Annotated in this window: 14 protein-coding genes; 11 read left to right on the top strand and 3 right to left on the bottom strand. The window is 69.1% G+C overall.

Annotation, left to right across the window (positions count from 1 at the left end):
• The first annotated feature begins 80 nt into the window (after nt 1-80).
• The 5 genes from LYSHEL_RS06075 to plsB all read left to right on the top strand — a co-directional run bounded on the left by LYSHEL_RS06075 (nt 81) and on the right by plsB (nt 7,359).
• Entirely contained in the window at nt 81-2,060 is a 1,980-nt protein-coding gene (locus tag LYSHEL_RS06075) for a UvrD-helicase domain-containing protein (protein WP_213436717.1), read from the top strand.
• The gene (locus LYSHEL_RS06080) at nt 2,057-2,545 is read left to right on the top strand and encodes a GNAT family N-acetyltransferase (protein WP_213436719.1); all 489 of its coding nucleotides are present in this window, start codon (nt 2,057-2,059) and stop codon (nt 2,543-2,545) included. Before LYSHEL_RS06075 ends, LYSHEL_RS06080 begins: the two co-directional genes overlap by 4 nt.
• Before the next feature lie 65 nt (nt 2,546-2,610).
• Complete coding sequence (locus tag LYSHEL_RS06085; RefSeq protein ID WP_213436721.1) at nt 2,611-3,507, top strand: 5'-nucleotidase, lipoprotein e(P4) family; 897 nt, start codon at nt 2,611-2,613, stop codon at nt 3,505-3,507.
• Between the two features lie 57 nt (nt 3,508-3,564).
• Nucleotides 3,565-4,488: a hypothetical protein gene (locus tag LYSHEL_RS06090; RefSeq protein WP_213436723.1), complete on the top strand. Its 924-nt coding sequence runs from the start codon at nt 3,565-3,567 to the stop codon at nt 4,486-4,488.
• A gap of 45 nt (nt 4,489-4,533) precedes the next feature.
• The gene (gene plsB, locus LYSHEL_RS06095) at nt 4,534-7,359 is read left to right on the top strand and encodes a glycerol-3-phosphate 1-O-acyltransferase PlsB (protein WP_213436725.1); all 2,826 of its coding nucleotides are present in this window, start codon (nt 4,534-4,536) and stop codon (nt 7,357-7,359) included.
• Here plsB and LYSHEL_RS06100 read toward each other — a convergent pair whose 3' ends face one another.
• Complete coding sequence (locus tag LYSHEL_RS06100) at nt 7,360-7,578, bottom strand: YdcH family protein (protein WP_407075163.1); 219 nt, start codon at nt 7,576-7,578, stop codon at nt 7,360-7,362.
• A 235-nt stretch (nt 7,579-7,813) separates the two neighbouring features.
• Between LYSHEL_RS06100 and LYSHEL_RS15985 the strand changes: the two genes are divergently transcribed.
• The 5 genes from LYSHEL_RS15985 to LYSHEL_RS06125 all read left to right on the top strand — a co-directional run bounded on the left by LYSHEL_RS15985 (nt 7,814) and on the right by LYSHEL_RS06125 (nt 11,852).
• Nucleotides 7,814-8,518, top strand: a complete 705-nt coding sequence (locus tag LYSHEL_RS15985; RefSeq protein ID WP_244858688.1) for an NYN domain-containing protein — start codon at nt 7,814-7,816, stop codon at nt 8,516-8,518.
• 57 nt (nt 8,519-8,575) lie between these two features.
• Nucleotides 8,576-9,472, top strand: coding sequence for a tRNA 2-thiocytidine(32) synthetase TtcA (gene ttcA, locus LYSHEL_RS06110; protein ID WP_213436727.1), 897 nt, complete (start codon nt 8,576-8,578; stop codon nt 9,470-9,472).
• A 62-nt stretch (nt 9,473-9,534) separates the two neighbouring features.
• Nucleotides 9,535-10,440: a recombination-associated protein RdgC gene (locus tag LYSHEL_RS06115; RefSeq protein WP_213436729.1), complete on the top strand. Its 906-nt coding sequence runs from the start codon at nt 9,535-9,537 to the stop codon at nt 10,438-10,440.
• 67 nt (nt 10,441-10,507) lie between these two features.
• On the top strand, nt 10,508-11,296 hold the full coding sequence (locus LYSHEL_RS06120) for a YgjP family zinc-dependent metalloprotease (protein ID WP_213436731.1): 789 nt from the start codon (nt 10,508-10,510) through the stop codon (nt 11,294-11,296).
• Nucleotides 11,297-11,345: 49 nt separating this feature from the next.
• Nucleotides 11,346-11,852, top strand: a complete 507-nt coding sequence (locus LYSHEL_RS06125) for a hypothetical protein (protein ID WP_213436733.1) — start codon at nt 11,346-11,348, stop codon at nt 11,850-11,852.
• On the opposite strand, the gene LYSHEL_RS06130 is transcribed toward LYSHEL_RS06125, so the two are convergent.
• Nucleotides 11,836-12,690 (bottom strand): alpha/beta fold hydrolase, encoded by an 855-nt coding sequence (locus tag LYSHEL_RS06130; RefSeq protein WP_213436735.1) that lies wholly within the window; start codon nt 12,688-12,690, stop codon nt 11,836-11,838. The genes LYSHEL_RS06125 and LYSHEL_RS06130 overlap by 17 nt on opposite strands.
• On the bottom strand, nt 12,687-13,670 hold the full coding sequence (gene hemH / locus LYSHEL_RS06135) for a ferrochelatase (protein ID WP_213436737.1): 984 nt from the start codon (nt 13,668-13,670) through the stop codon (nt 12,687-12,689). Before hemH ends, LYSHEL_RS06130 begins: the two co-directional genes overlap by 4 nt.
• A gap of 142 nt (nt 13,671-13,812) precedes the next feature.
• On the opposite strand from hemH, the gene LYSHEL_RS06140 reads away from it, so the two are divergent.
• Nucleotides 13,813-14,706 carry a lipid-binding SYLF domain-containing protein gene (locus tag LYSHEL_RS06140; protein WP_213436739.1) on the top strand — a complete coding sequence of 298 codons (894 nt, stop codon included), beginning with the start codon at nt 13,813-13,815 and terminating at the stop codon, nt 14,704-14,706.
• Nucleotides 14,707-14,766 lie beyond the last annotated feature (60 nt).

The following is a 14,766-nucleotide window of genomic DNA, read 5'->3' on the forward strand; positions in this document are numbered from 1 at the left end:
TGGCCGCGCAATGCGCCGGCCGTAAATTTGAATGCAGTCGATTAGAATCCGTCCTCGTTTCGCCCCACCCGGACCCTCCCTTGCACGGCCTCAATCCTCCGCAACGCCAGGCCGTGCTGCACGTCGAGGGACCCTTGCTGGTGCTGGCCGGCGCGGGCAGCGGCAAGACGCGTGTCATCGTGGAGAAGATCGCGCACCTGGTCGCCTCCGGGCGCATGCCGGCGCGGCGCATCGCGGCGATCACCTTCACCAACAAGTCGGCGCGCGAAATGCGCGAGCGCGTCGCCAAGCGCATCAAGGGCGACGCGGCCGAAGGCCTCACGATCTGCACCTTCCACGCGCTCGGCCTGCGCCTGCTGCAGATCGAGCACGCCAAGCTCGGGCTGCGCCGCGGGTTTTCGATCTTCGATTCGGACGACAGCAACGCGCAGATCAAGGACCTGCTGCCCCCGGGCAGCAAGCCGGACGTCGTGGACGCGGCGCGCAACCTCATCTCCCGCGCGAAGAACCTGGGCCTGTCGCCCGAGCAGGCCGCCGAGGCCGCGCAGTCCGTGCGGGAACGCGAGGCGGCCGCGCTGTACGCGCGCTACCAGGCGCGGCTGACCGCCTTCAACGCGGTGGACTTCGACGACCTGATCCGCCTGCCCGTGCAGTTGCTGGAGTCGGACGAAGAGTGCGTGATGGCCTGGCGCGAACGCATCGGCTACCTGCTGGTCGACGAGTGCCAGGACACCAACGACGCGCAGTACCGCTTGCTGAAGGCGATCGCGGGCCCGCGCGGCGACTTCACCTGCGTGGGCGACGACGACCAGTCGATCTATGCCTGGCGCGGTGCGAATCCGGACAATCTGCTTTCGCTCGGCACGGACTACCCCGCGCTGAAGATCGTCAAGCTCGAACAGAACTACCGCTGCAGCAACCGCGTGCTGCGCGCGGCCAACGCGCTGATCGCCAACAATCCGCACGAACATCCCAAGACGCTGTGGAGCGACCAGGCCGACGGCGAACGCATCCGCGTGTGGGAGTGCAAGGATTCGGCGCACGAAGCGGAGAAGGTCGCCGACCAGATCCACTTCCTCAACCAGTCGCGCGGCGCGCCATGGAGCGATTTCTGCGTGCTGTTCCGCGGCAACCACCAGTCGCGCGCGCTCGAGAAGGCGATGCAGTTGCTGCGCGTGCCGTACCACCTCACGGGCGGCACGGCGTTCCTCGACCGCGGCGAAGTGAAGGATGCGATGGCGTGGCTGCGCTGCATCGCCAACCCGGAAGACGACGCGGCCTTCCTGCGTTCGGTGCAATCGCCCAAGCGCGAAGTGGGCGCGACCACGCTCGCCAAGCTGGCCGAACTCGCGCAGCACGCGCACCTGCCGTTGTCGCGCGCTGCGGAATCGGTGGGGTTGTTGAAGCAGCTGCAACCGCGCGCGGCCAATTCGCTGCAAGCATTTGCCGACCTGCTGCGCGGCTTGCGCCAGGACGCGGCGCGTTTGCCGCCCGCCGAACTCGTGCGCAAGCTCAACGAACGCTCCGGCCTGCTCGCGATGGTGCGCGCGCAGTGCAAGGACGAGGCGACGTTCCAGCGCCGTCGGCAGAACCTGGACGAACTCGCGGACTGGTTCGACGGCCCGAAGACGTCCGGCCCGGGCGAACTCGCGGCCGCGCTCGCACTGCTGTCGCACGCCGACAAGGGCGACGCCGGCAACCAGGTGCGCCTGATGTCGCTGCATGCGGCGAAGGGCCTGGAGTTCCGTTACGTCTTCATCGTCGGCGTGGAAGACGGCAACCTGCCGCACGAAGCGTCGATCGAGGAAGGGCGCCTGGATGAAGAGCGCCGCCTGATGTACGTCGGCATCACGCGTGCGAAGGAACAGCTGTGGCTCTCGCATTCGCGCGAGGCGCAGCGCTGGGGCGAACGGCAGCGCCTGCTGCCGAGCCGCTTCATCGACGAACTGCCCGCCGCCGAAGTGCAGCGCGACGGTGCGGATCCGGAAGCCGACGCGGTGCAGAAGAAGGAGCGCGCGAGCGCGGGCTTCGCCGCCATCCGCGCGATGCTCGACGCATGAGCGCGCGCGCGCGCGATGCGGTGGAAGCCGATGCGGCTGCCATCGTTGCGTTGAACCTCGAATCGGAAGCGGTACTGAGCCCGATGGGCGCGGCACGCTTCGAAAGGTTGCGCGCCCACGCGGCGTACCTGCGCGTGATCGAGGACGCCGGCGCCGTCGTCGCCTTCCTCATGGCCTTCCGCGAACGCGCGGACTACGACAGCGTCAACTATCGCTGGTTCGATGCGCACTATGACGCCTTCCTCTACGTGGATCGCGTCGTCGTCTCGAGCGCCTGCCAGGGCCGCGGCTTCGGCGCGTTGCTGTACGCGGACCTGTTCGCGTTCGCGCGCGACGCCGGCGTGCCGCGCGTGACGTGCGAGTTCGATGTGGAGCCGCCCAATGAAGCCTCGCGGCGATTCCACGCGCGCCACGGGTTCGTCGAAGTCGGCACCCAGGCGCTGCCGGGCGGCAAGCGCGTGTCGCTGCAGTGCGCAACCGCCTGAGCGACACGCAATCGTCGTTTTTGCTCGGCTACACTCGCCGGCCTTCGCCCCGACCGGACCCGCCGATGCGTCCCTGCCTCCTCGCCGTCGCGCTCAGCGCCACGCTCGCCGCCTGCGCCACCACCGCGCCGGTCGCGCCGCCTGCCAATCCCGATGCACCCGTCGCCTCGCCCGCGCCCGCCGGCCCCGCGGCCGATGATTCGCTCAACGCGACCGCGTGGTTCCAGACCGCCGCCGAACGCGACCTCGTCTACACCGAGGTGTATCGCGCCGCCGGCCGCCAGCTGCGCACCGCGCTCGCCGACAAGGCATGGGACGCGTTGCCGAAGGAAGACCGCAACACGCCGGTGAAGGGCCTGAAGCCCGCGATCATCGTGGACGTCGACGAGACCGTGCTCGACAACGCGCCGAACAACGTGCGCCAGATCCGCGAAGGCCGCGGCTTCGACGAAGCCAAGTGGGGCGAGTGGGTGGCGCAGCGCGCGGCGAAGCCGTTGCCGGGCGCGGTGGAATTCCTGCAGTCGGCGGCGAAGCAGGGCGTCACCGTCTTCTACATCACCAATCGCGATGCGAGCCTCACCGAAGCGACGATCGCAAACCTGCGCAGCGCGGGCTTCCCGGTCGCCAGCGACGACCAGGTCCTCGGCCTCGGCACCGTCGTCGATGGTTGCGAACAGGAAGGGTCGGAGAAGTCGTGCCGCCGCCAGCTGGTCGGACGCACGCATCGCGTGGTGATGCAGTTCGGCGACCAGGTCGGCGACTTCGTGCAGATCCTCGGCAACACGGTCGAGGGACGGAAGGCGGCGATCGCCCCCTACGCCGACTGGATCGGCGAGCGCTGGTGGGTGCTGCCCAACCCGATGTACGGGTCCTGGGAACCGGCGCTGTTCGACAACAACTGGCGCCAGCCCGAGGAAGCACGCCGCGCCGCGAAGGAAGCCGCGCTCGACGACGCTCGTTGAATCAAGGCGTTGCGGGCGGTTTCCAGCCCGGGCCGCGGCTCGGGCATGATCCGCCCCATGCCGCGCACGCCGCCCGCCGTCTTCCGGAACGTCCGCCTCGCCGGGCTCGCGCTCGCCTTCGTGCTGCTGGCCGCGTGCGATCGCGCCCCGCCGCCCACCCCCGGCGGCGAACGTCCCACGCAGGCGGTGTTGCTGCTCGCGCAACGCCTGCGGGCGAATGACGCGGCGGGTTACGCCACCGTCGCGGTCCCGCCCGCACTGCATGCGCGACTGGAAACGGCCTGGCGCACCGGGCGCAGTCGCTGGCCGCTGGACGAACTGCCGCTCGACGATCGCCTGCCCGCGATGCTCGCCGCGCTGTCACGTCCGAACGCGGCGGTGGAATTGCAGCAGGTGTTCGAAAAGCAGTTCGCGAACAATGCCGAGGAACTGCATTCGGCCGCCACGTCCCTCGGCCTGTTCGGCGTGCAGTACATCCGCAAGGAAGGCGACTACAGCGTCGCCGAACGCGATCACTATTCGCAGGCCGTGCAGGGCGTGGCGCGCTGGGCAGCGAACGCACCGCTCGCCGACCGCAAGCGCGCACGCGGCGCGATCGCGTTGCTGACGACGGCCGCGCGCCGCACGGGCATCGACAACGACGAAGACTTCGCCGGCTTCGGCATGCAGGAATCGCTGGAGCGCCTCGGTCCGTTCCTCGCGACCGCCAAGCAGGTGTTCGCCACCTACGGCCTCGACCTCGATGCCACGCTCGCGACGCTCGATGCCCGCCTGGTGTCGCAGACCGGCGACACCGCCACCGTCCGCGTGCGCTACCAGCTCGGCCAGCAACCGGTCGACACGGTGCTGACGCTGCAACGGATCGAAGGGCGCTGGTACCTCGAGGATTACCTGCGCAACGCCGAAGCCTCGCTCGAAGGCCCCGACCGCCCGGCCGCGCGCGCGATGCCGGCGTCCGACCGGCGCACCCGGGCCCGCTGAGCGGGTGACGCCCCCCGGCGGGGCACCTTCGCCATAATGGCGGCGATGCCGAACCAGCCGAACCTCTTCGACGACCCGCCCGCCCCGCAGGCGGCCGCGACCCCCGCACCGCCCGCCGACCCGTCCGTGCCGCCGCCGGCCGACGTCGATGCGGCCGCCGATGCCCCGGTCGCAGCGGAACGCGAACCGACCATCGAACCGGAACGCGAACCGGCGCCGGACGCCCCCGAGCTGCCCCTCGCCCCGCCGGCGCCCGCGCCCGCGGCGGAGACCGCACCGGCCCCGGCCGTCGCGTCGCTCCCGGTCGCGACGCGCCCGCCGATGTGGGCGCGCCTGATGGGCAAGGTGCTCGACCCGTGGATCCAGCTGGAACTGGAACCCAAGGCCCCGGCCGAACACGCCGACGGCCGCGCCGTCTGCTACGTGCTCGAGGACTACGGCCTGTCGAACGCACTGATCCTGGCGCGCGCCTGCCGCGAAGCCGGGCTGCCGTCGCCGCTGCAGCCGATGCCGGGCGACCCGCTCGGTCGCAAGCGGGCCTACGTCGCGCTGTCGCGCCGCAATTCGAACGCGCTGAAGGTGCTGGGCCTCACGCCCGGCCCCGAACACAAGACGCACTCCGGCTCGCTGGCGCGCTTGCTGCAGGCCCACCGCGACGATCCGGCGCTCGACGTGCAGCTGGTCCCCGTGTCGATCTTCGTCGGCCGCGCGCCGGACAAGCACAGCGGCTGGTTCTCGGTGCTGTTCTCGGAAAACTGGACGATCGTCGGCCGCTTCCGCCGCCTGCTAGCAATCTTGCTCAACGGGCGCGGCACGACGGTGCAGTTCGCGCCGCCGATCGCGTTGCGCGCCACGGTCGAAGAAGGCCTGGATCCCGAACGCACCGTGCGCAAGTTGTCGCGCGTGCTGCGCGCGCATTTCCGCCGCCTGCGCGCGGCGGTGATCGGGCCCGATCTCTCGACGCGGCGATTGCTCGCCGACCAGGTGCTCTCCGCCGATTCGGTGAAGGAAGCCATCGCCGACCAGGCGCGCCGCGAGAACGCCAAGGATCCGGAGAAGGGCAAGGCCGAAGCGTGGAAGAAGGCGCACGCCTACATCTACGAGATCGCCGCCGACTATTCGCATCCGGTCGTGCGCTCGGCGAGCTTCCTGCTCAACATGGTGTGGAACCGCATCTATCGCGGCGTCCTCGTGCACCACCTCGACACGCTCAAGCAGGCCGCGCCGGGGCACGAAGTCGTCTACGTGCCCTGCCATCGCAGCCACATGGACTACCTGCTGCTGAGTTATTTGCTCTACACCAAGGGCATCGTGCCGCCGCACATCGCCGCGGGCATCAACCTCAACCTGCCGGTGATCGGGCCGATCCTGCGCCGCGGCGGCGCGTTCTTCCTGCGACGCAGCTTCCGCGGCAACGCGCTGTACTCGGCGGTGTTCACCGAATACGTGTCGCAGCTGGTGGCCGGCGGGTATTCGCTCGAATACTTCATCGAAGGCGGGCGCTCGCGCACGGGCCGCCTGTTGCCGCCGAAGGGCGGCATGGTCGCGATGACGGTGCGCGCGTTCGTGCGCCAGCCCACGCGCCCGGTGCTGTTCCAGCCGATCTACATCGGTTACGAAAAACTGCTCGAAGGCGACAGCTACCTCGACGAGCTGATCGGCAAGCCGAAGCAGAAGGAATCCATCTGGCAACTGCTCATGGGCATCCCCGCCGTGCTGCGCAGCAACTACGGCCAGGTCGTGGTGAATTTCGGCGAGCCCATCAAGCTGTCGGACATGCTGGCCGAACACGCGCCGGCGTGGGACGGCACGCCGCTGCATGAAGACGATCGCCCGGACTGGCTGTCGACCACGGTGGATGCCACGGCGGTAAAGATCCAGGAACACATTAACCGCGCCGCCGACGTCAATCCGGTCAACCTGCTCGCGATGGCGCTGCTGTCCACGCCGAAGCACGCGATGGGCGAAGTCGACCTGCTGGCACAGATCGCGTTGTCGAAGACGCTGCTGGCCGACGTGCCGTACTCCGACCGCGTGACGGTCACGCCGCACACGCCGGAGCAGATCATCGCGCACGGCGAAGAGATCGCGATGCTGTCGCGCACCGCGCATCCGCTCGGCGACGTGCTCAGCGTGGACGAGGACACCGCCGGCCTGCTGAGTTATTTCCGCAACAACGTGCTGCACCTGTTCACGGCGTCGGCGTGGATCGCGGTGTGCTTCCTCAACAACCGGCGCCTGGCGCGGCAGCACGTGCTGCGGCTGGGGCGCACGGTGCATCCGTTCCTGCAGGCGGAGTTGTTCCTGCCGTGGGATGCGGACGAATTCGCCGAGCGCATCGATCGCACGATCGAGGTGTTCATCCGCGAAGGCCTGCTCAAGCAAGTGAGCGAGGACGACGGCGGCATCCTGTCGCGCAGCGCGGGGCAGACGGACGAGGTGTTCCGCCTGCGCGCGATCGGGCATTCGCTGCAGCAGGCCTTCGAGCGCTATTACATCGCGATCTCGGTGCTGGTGAAGAACGGCGGCGGCACGTTGTCGTCGGGCGAACTGGAAAGCCTGTGCCAGCTCGCCGCGCAACGCCTGTCGCTGCTGTATGCGCCGGCGGCGCCGGAATTCTTCGACCGCACGTTGTTCCGCGGCTTCATCCAGAAGCTGCGCGAACTGCGCCTGGTGTGGCCGGATGCGAACGGCAAGTTGCTGTTCGACGAACGCCTGGATGCGTGGGCGAAGGATGCGCGGATGATCCTGGGCCGCGAATTGCGCCACACGATCGAGAAGGTGAGCCCGGAAGCGGCGAAGCCCGCGGCCGCGGCGGAACCGGTGGCGGACGCGACTGCATCGGAACCGCCCGCGCCGCCGGCGGCGTGATCAGGCGGGTTCGTCGGGGATCATCGCGGACTCGATCTTCGCGATCGCGTCCTTGAGCTGCAGGCGCCGTTTCTTCAGTCGCTTGATCGTGAGGTCGTCGATGTCGGACGCGTCCTGCAGCCGTTCGATCGCAGCGTCCAGGTCGCGGTGCTCGAGCTTGAGCTCGATCACGCGCTGGGCCATGCGCCCGAGTTCGCTGGGGTCCGTGGGCTGGTTCACGCAGCGAGCTTAACGTGGGAACTGTTGCGCTGCCATGCGACGAATGGTTGGAATATGGGCTGATCCGGGCGATTCGTTTGCCGAGCGTCGAGGCAATTCCGACTTGAACCTGCGACTGCGACGGGACTAGGATTTCCGCCACCACTCCTCCCTGCCGCGCCATTAGGTTGGCTCCACGGCCCGGGACGAAAAAACCGCCTGCGGGCGGTTTTTTCATTTCCGAAGGAACGCAACCATGGCAAAGGATTTGCCGACGGCCGTCTACGTGGACGGCCACAACCTCTACTACGGCCGGATTCGCGGCACGTCGTTCAAATGGCTCGATCTCGTCGGGCTCTTCGACCGCTTGATCCATGACCAGAATCCCGCGTCCTTGATCACGCAGGTCCGGTACTTCTCCGCTCCCGCAATCGCGCGGCTTGCGTCGCATGGCGCGGCGTCGGTCATCGCGCAGCAGGACTACCACCGCGCCATGCGCCAACGCTATGGAGCGCGGTTCGACGTGACCTGGGGCGCGCACACCTTCGATCGCAAGGGCACGCTCCTGCCCCGGTTCGTCGAGGGCGTGCCGTATGACCGAAAGGATCGCGTGCGCGTCTGGAAGCTGGAGGAGAAACAGACGGACGTGAACCTCGCGCTGGCGATGTATCGGGATGCGTGTTCCGGCGCTTATGGGCAATTGGTGGTCTGCACGAACGACAGCGACGCGGCGCCCACCCTGGCCGCGATCAGGTCCGACTTCCCCGCGATCATCCTCGGCGTCGTCACGCCGGTGCGTCCGCCGGAGGCGTCCGCGACGCAGCGGGGCATCAGCCGATCGCTGACAGGGAACGCGGATTGGTCCAGGCACTACCTGCTCGACGCAGAACTCGCGCGTTCCCGCCTGCCCGATCGCATCCACACCGGCCGCAAACCCATACGAAAACCAGCCCACTGGTAGCCGGAATCGCCGGAGTAGAATGCGCGGCCGCCCGTCGTGTCGTCGCCGAACCTGCGCATGTCCACCGTGCCCCTTCCCCTGCTCGAGCCCCAGCCGCGCGCGCGTCGCGCCGGGCACGAACACCAGCGCCTGGCCAAGCGCCTGCGCCACCAGGTGGGGCGCGCGATCGCCGACTTCGGGATGATCGAGGACGGCGACAAGGTGATGGTGTGCCTGTCCGGCGGCAAGGACAGCTACACGATGCTCGACGTGCTGCTGCAACTGCGCGAGAAGGCGCCGGTGGCGTTCGACCTGGTTGCGGTCAACCTGGACCAGAAACAGCCCGGGTTCCCGGAACACGTGCTGCCGGAGTACCTCGCGTCCGTCGGCGTGCCGTACACGATCCTGGAACAGGACACGTATTCGGTGGTCAAGCGCGTCGTGCCGGAAGGCAAGACGATGTGCTCGCTGTGTTCGCGCCTGCGTCGCGGCGCGCTGTATGCGCACGCCGAAGCCGAGGGGTTCACGAAGATCGCGCTGGGCCACCATCGCGACGATCTGGTGGCCACGTTCTTCCTGAACATGTTCTTCCACGCCAGGCTGGGCGGCATGCCGCCGAAGCTGCGCTCGGACGACGGCAAGCACGTTGTGATCCGTCCGCTCGCGTACGTGCGCGAGGCCGACATCACCGCTTACGCGGCGGCGCGCAATTTCCCCATCATCCCGTGCACGCTGTGCGGCTCGCAGGAAAACCTGCAGCGCAAGCAGGTGCAGAAAATGATGGCCACGTGGGAGCGCGAATCGCCGGGTCGCATCGAAAACATCGCGCGCGCCCTCGGCGATGTGCGACCCTCGCAGTTGACCGATCCGACGTTGTTCGATTTCCTGTCGCTCGGTGCGCGCAGCGATGCGCCGATGCCGGACGCGCACGCGTGGCTGGCGGGCGACCCGCACGGCGACGACGCCGCCGATTGATCCAAACCTCGTCCCATGGATTCCCGCGTTCGCGGGGATGACGGACTTTCACTGGAATTTCGATGTTCTTTCGCAACCTGACGCTGTTCCGCTTCCCCACCTCGCTCGACCTCAACGAACTCGAACCCCGCCTCGCCGAATGCGCGCTCAAGCCCGTCGGCGCGCTGGAATTGTCCTCGCGCGGTTTCATCTCGCCCTTCGGCCGCGACGGCGAAGCGCTGTCGCACCGCATCGGCGACGCGATCTGGCTCAGCATGGGCAGTGAAGAAAAGCTCCTGCCGGGCGCGATCGTGAACGACCTGCTCGCGCGCAAGCTCGAAGAGATCGAGCGCAAGGAAGGCCGCAAGCCCGGCGGGCGCGCGCGCAAGCGGCTGAAGGAAGACCTGGTGCACGAGCTGCTGCCGCGCGCGTTCGTGCGCCCGGGCCGCACCGATGCCTTGCTCGACCTGGGCCACGGCCTGTGCATCGTCGATTCGTCCTCGCGCAAGTCCGCGGAGAACGTCGTCAGCGAGATCCGCCATGCGCTGGGCTCCTTCCCCGCGCTGCCGATCAACGCCGAAGTCGCGCCGCGCAGCATCCTCACGGGCTGGATCGCCGGCGAACCGCTGCCCGAAGGCCTGACGATCGGCGACGAATGCGAGCTCAAGGACGCCGCCGACAAGGGCGCCGTCGTGAAGTGCCAGCGCCAGGAACTGCAGTCCGACGAGATCGCCAAGCACCTGGAAGCCGGCAAGCAGGTCACCAAGCTCGCGCTGACGCTGGACGACCACGTGTCGTTCGTCCTCGGCGAGGACCTGATCGTGCGCAAGTTCAAGCTGCTCGATGGTGCGGTGGATGCGCTGGAATCCACCGAACGCGACGACGTGCGCGCCGAACTGGACGCGCGCTTCGCGCTGATGGCGGCGGAAGCCAAGCGGCTGTTCAGCGTGCTGGAGCCGGCGTTGAAGATTTCGCGCGCCGACGACTGACCGCACGCGGGCGCACCACGCGCCTACAATCAGCGCGCCCTTCGCCCGAACGCCCCTCGCACGACGAATGTCGAAACTGCTCCGTCGCCTGCTGGCGCCGCGCGCGCCCATCCTCGAACGCGACGTCACGTCGCTCGAGCTCGGCGACGGTCGCCGCGTGGAAATCCAGCGCGTGCGCAATCCCCGCGCGCGTCGGCTGCGCCTCTCCGTCGATGAGCGCGGCGCGCGGCTGACGCTGCCCACGCGCGCAAGCCTGGTGTCGGGCGAACGCTTCCTCGCCGAACACCGCGACTGGCTCGCCGACCAACTGGCGCGCTACACGCTGGACGGGTTGCCGACGCTGCAGCGCGACATCACGACCACGTTGCCGCTGCGCGGGGCGCAGGTCCCGTTGCGCTGGTCCGAAGGGCGTTTCACGTGCGTGGATTTCGACGCGCTGGCCGGCGAAATCATCGTCCGTGCGCCCGCGCGCGCCGGCGATGCCGCGTTGCGCCGCGCGCTGCGCGATTTCTACGAGGGCCAGGCGCGTGCCGACGTGGGCCGCTGGCTGCCGAAATACCTGCCGTCGCTGCCGCGCCCGCCGCGCCGTGTCGCGTTCAAGGTGATGTCGTCGCAGTGGGGTTCGCTGGCGCCCAATGACGTGGTGGCGCTCGACCTGGCGCTGGTGCTCGCGCGCCCGTCGGCGTTCGAATACGTGCTGGTCCACGAACTGTGCCATTTGCTGCGTGCGGACCATTCGCGTGCGTTCTGGCGCGAAGTGGAACTGCGGTTCCCGTCGTGGCGCGACGAGCGCGACTATTTCCACGCCGAAGGACGACGCGTCAAGGCGACGCTGCGCACGCTGCTGTCCGGTTGAAACCGCTCCGCACGTTTCCTGCCGAGTGCTTCACTCGAGGACTCGCCCCATGCGCACCTTCATCCACATCTCCGGCGCCGTGTGCGTCGCAATCGTGCTTGCCGCGTGCGGCAAGTCGCCCGGCGAGAAAATGGCCGAGGCGGCCATCGAAGCAGGCACCGGCCAGAAGGCCGAGGTCGACGCCGACAAGGGCGCGGTCACGTTCAAGACCGACAAGGGCGACATGAAGGTCACCTCGGGCGACCAGGCGACGTTGCCCGCGAATTTCCCGAAGGACGTGTACCTGCCGGCCGGCTACAAGGTGGGCAGCGCGATGGAGATGCCGGGCGCGATGGTGGTCGACGTCGAAGCGCCGGGCACCGTGACCGACACGTTCGCCGCCGCGGTGACGAAGATGAAGAGCGAAGGCTGGACGCAACGCGTTGCGATGCAGCAGACGCCGCAGTCGCAGGTCGTCGTCTACGAGAAGGCGAATCGCGACGCCACGTTGTCGATCTCCGAGAACCCCGGCAAGGGCGGCGTGCGGATCGGCGTGCAGGTCACGACCAGGCAGTGAGGAAATCACCGATCGCTGCGGCGATGGTGGCGGGATCTTCCATGTGCAAGTGGTGGCCGCCCGCGATCACCTGCACCTGCCCGTGCGGCAGCCGCGCGGCGCGCTCGCGGCGCAGGGCTTCGGGGAAATATGACGGGGCGGGATCGGCATAGAGCACGCGCGTGGGGCAATCGATGTGGGCCAGCAGGTCCTGCACCTGGCCTTCGGTCATGCGCACGGCGGTGGTGATCGTCAGGCGCGGATCGCTGCTCCACACGAAACCGCCGGGCACCGCGCGCATGCCGCGTTCCACCAGCAGGCGCGCGACGGGTTCGCTCAATCCGTTGGCCTGCATGCGGGCGCGGATCGCGGTGTCGAGGTCGGGGAACACGCGCAGCGACTTGCCGGCGAGCGCGCGCCGCGCGGTCACGGCTTCGCGCAAGCGCGCGGCGGTGCGGTCTTCGCGATCGGCCAGCGCACCGAGGGCTTCGATGGCGAGGAAGCGCGCAACGCGATCGGGCGCTGCGGCGCTGAGGATGCTGCCGATCGCCGCGCCCATCGAATGGCCCAGCACGGCGAAGCGTTCCCAACCGAGCGCATCGGCCGCATCGAGCACGGTGTGCACGGTGCCGGCGAGCGAATACTCGGCGCCGGGGGCGAGGTGCGCGCTGCGGCCGTGGCCCGGCAGATCGAGGGCGACGAGATCGATGCCCTGCAGGTGTGCGGACAGCGGCACCCAGGTCGCGGCGTTGTCGAGCCAGCCATGCAAGGCGAGGACGGGCACGCCCGTGCCACCGCGCAAGCCGGTGAGCGGGCCGAAGGGCGTGTCGAGGGTGATCTCGTGCAAGTCGGTGCTCACGAAGTCATCGCCCGCCTCGCGATGGCCGCGAGTGCGTCCGCATGCGCCGGCGCGTCGTTCAGGCACGGGATGTAGCGCAGCGCTTCGCCCCCCGCATCGCGGAAGATCTTCGCGTTCTCGATCGCGATTTCTTCCAGCGTCTCCAGGCAATCCACCGCGAAGCCGGGGCACACGATGTCGATCGTGCGCACGCCATCGCGCGCGAGGACGGGCAGGGTGAGCGCGGTCGCAGGTTCCAGCCACCGCTCCTTGCCGAAGCGCGACTGGTACGTGAGCAGGAAGTCTTCCGCGCGCAGGCCCAGCTCCGCCGCGATCGCCGCCACGCTCGCCTCGCATTGCGCGGCGTAGGGGTCGCCTTGGTCCACCAGGCGTTGCGGCAGGCCGTGGAAGGAGAAGACGAGCTTGTCGCCGCGGCCCTGCGCCGCCCAGTGGGCGCGGATCGAATCGGCGACGGCGCGCACCCAGCCCGGATCGCGGTGGTAGTCCTCGATCACGCGCGGCGCAAGGCCGGGAACGCGGCGCACCACATCGTCGACCGAGGCCGTCGTGGTCGTGGAGTACTGCGGATACAGCGGCAGCACGACGACGCGGCCCGCTCCGCCGCGACGCAATTCCTCCAGCACCTGCTGCACGGACGGCTGCCCGTAGCGCATCGCATGCACCACGCGTACCTGCGGCATCCGCTGCTGCACGGCGGCGGCGAGGCGGCGCGTGTGCACCGCGAGCGGCGAACCCCCGTCCATCCACACCGCCGCGTACTTCTTCGCCACGCGCGTGCTGCGCAGCGGCAGGATCACGCAGAACAGCAGCGGCGCCCACAACCAGCGCGGCAGCGCGACGACGCGCCGGTCCATCAGGAATTCGGCCAGATAGCGGCGCACCGCACCCGGCGTGGGCGCGTCGGGCGTGCCCAGGTTGACGAGGACGATGGCCGTATCAGCGGCCACGGTGTCGGAAGAAGGGATGCCTGCTGCGCTCATGGGGCATAGGATGTCACGCAGGAAGAAAACCGGCTCCGGTTGGTGCGCGATTCATCGCATCGCGCCTAGCCTGCGTCCAAGTTGCCTTTTGCGTTGCCTTTGCTGTCGTTGCGTTGCCCGCCCCCCCGATCGGAGTTCCGCCATGTCCCGTCCGTCGCGCCGCGTGTTGTCCATCGCCCTGTCCTCCGTCCTCCTCGCCGCCAGCGTGTCCACCGCCTTCGCGGGCACGCACGAAGACGAACGCGCCCGCAACGCGGTGCGCGTGCTCACCGACATCCAGGCCATCCCCGAGAACGCGATCCCCGACAAGCTGCTCGACGAGGCCCGCGCGGTCGTCATCGTGCCGGACACCATCAAGGCCGGCCTGGTCATCGGCGGGCGCCGCGGCCACGGGATGATGTCGGTGAAGAATCCCGACGGCACCTGGTCCAACCCGGCGTTCGTCAGCCTCACCGGGGGCAGCATCGGCTTCCAGGCCGGCGTGCAGTCGGCCGACGTGGTGCTGGTGTTCCGCAGCGACCGCGGCCTGGACTCCATCGTCAACGGCAAGTTCACCCTCGGCGCCGATGCGGGCGTCGCGGCCGGCCCGCTGGGGCGCAATGCGTCCACGGCGACGGATGGCGAATTCAAGGCGGAGATCTGGTCGTGGTCGCGCGCGCGCGGCCTGTTCGCGGGCGTCGCCCTCGACGGCGCGGTGCTCTCCATCGACGACGCGGCCAACCAGGCCGTGTACGGCGAAGGCACGACGCCCCGCATGATCTTCGAAGGGCGCGCACCGGTCCGTCCGTCGGAGGCCGTCGTCGCGTTCCGCGACCGCCTCGAGGAAGCCAGCCTCATCGCGCGCACCAACCGCGGCACCGGCACGCCGGTCGCCACGGCGCAGACCTCGACCACGGTGACGGCGTCCGCCGCGGCCGTGCCGGCAACGCCTGCACCGGTCGCCACCGACGGCACCGGCAGCACCACCGCCGCGCAACCGGTGCTGCCCGGCGACGAGGCGCCCGCGCGCACGGAGTCGTTGCCGCCCACGCCCTGAGGCCGCCACCCGCATTCACTTACGGCGGCTCTCACATCCGCTGCGCTATCCTTTCGCTCC

The sequence above is a fragment of the Lysobacter helvus genome, assembly GCF_018406645.1.
GTDB classification, from domain to species: Bacteria; Pseudomonadota; Gammaproteobacteria; order Xanthomonadales; family Xanthomonadaceae; genus Noviluteimonas; species Noviluteimonas caseinilytica.